The 1,423-nt window shown below is 57.4% G+C and carries 1 protein-coding gene; it reads left to right on the plus strand.

Going from position 1 to position 1,423, the window contains the following annotated elements:
• Positions 1 to 119 precede the first annotated feature (119 nt).
• The gene (locus tag L8U58_RS10100) at positions 120 to 1,358 is read left to right on the plus strand and encodes an IS256-like element IS3506 family transposase (protein ID WP_192817224.1); all 1,239 of its coding nucleotides are present in this window, start codon (positions 120 to 122) and stop codon (positions 1,356 to 1,358) included.
• The last annotated feature ends 65 nt before the right edge of the window (positions 1,359 to 1,423 follow it).

Here is a 1,423-nt window from a genome sequence, read left to right on the forward strand (position 1 = left end):
GGTTGCGTCCCTTAGTGTGGTGTAACGCTTGCTGATGGTGGGTCCCGGAAAGTAGTGGGCGGCCACCGCCAGTTAGCCTTTCGACTCAACTACCACATCTCACCGAAAGGCCTATGACGATGACCGCTGCACCGTATTCTATCGACCCGACAACCTATCTGGATGATTTGCTGGCCCAAGCGTCTCCGGATTTGATGCGCCAGATGCTGCAAGGGTTTATCAACCAGATCCTCTCCGCCCAGGCTGACACCGTCTGCGGCGCCGAATACGGAGTTGTATCCACCGAGCGGGTCAACCACCGCAACGGGTATCGCCACCGCGACCTTGACACCCGTGTCGGCACGATCGACGTGGCGGTGCCGAAACTGCGCCACGGCGCGTTCTTCCCAGACTGGCTGTTAGAGCGCCGCTCACGAGCAGAACGAGCCTTATCGACTGTGATCGCCACGTGCTACCTTAAAGGGGTTTCCACCCGCAGGATGAATGATCTGGTGGCTACGCTTGGGATTTCCAGCATGTCGAAATCGCAAGTCTCACGCATGTCAGAAGAACTCGACGACATGGTCGCAGACTTCAAAAACCGCCCACTAGACCCCGGCGGGTACGCCTTTTTATCGTGCGATGCGCTCACGATCAAAGTCCGTGAAGGCGGCCGGGTGGTCAAATGCTCAGTGCTGCTTGCCACCGGAGTCAACGCCGACGGGTATCGCGAAATGCTCGGCATGCACGTCGCCACCGCGGAATCCAACGCGTCGTGGAAAGGCTTCTTCCAGGACTTAAAAGCCCGCGGACTTACTGGGGTATTCCTTATCACAAGTGATGCCCACGAAGGCATCCAGCACGCCATTTCCGAAGTGCTGCCCAATGCGTCGTGGCAGCGGTGCCGCACCCATTTCGCGAAGAACCTCTACGAAAAGGTCCCGAAAACACAATGGCCGATGGTCTCTGCGATGTTCCAGACAATCTTCCAGCAACCTGACGCCACATCCACTTGGGCTCAAGCCCGCGAAGTTGTCGACCTACTGGAGCCGAAATTCCCTCACGTCGCGGCGTATTTGGAGGAATCACTCGATGAAGTACTGGCGTTTACCGCAGCGCCGAAACCAGTCTGGACGAAGGTGTGGTCAAACAACCCCACAGAACGGTTAAACCGTGAGATCCGCCGGCGCACCGACGTCGTCGGCATTTTCCCAAACCGTGAATCCATCATCCGGCTTGTCGGTGCGGTCCTAGCCGAGCAACACGACGACTGGATCCAACAAAAACGCTACATGTCACTGACCGCACTCGAACACACCAAGCACCTCATGCACCACCCAGGAGAACATCGTGACGACCACCACCAGCTAACCGCCTAACCAAGCCCCGAACTTCATATCGAGCCGAAAGCACAAACGGCTACACCACTACACCGGACTTGACC

This window comes from Corynebacterium macclintockiae (genome assembly GCF_027570165.1).
Lineage (GTDB): Bacteria > Actinomycetota > Actinomycetes > Mycobacteriales > Mycobacteriaceae > Corynebacterium > Corynebacterium macclintockiae.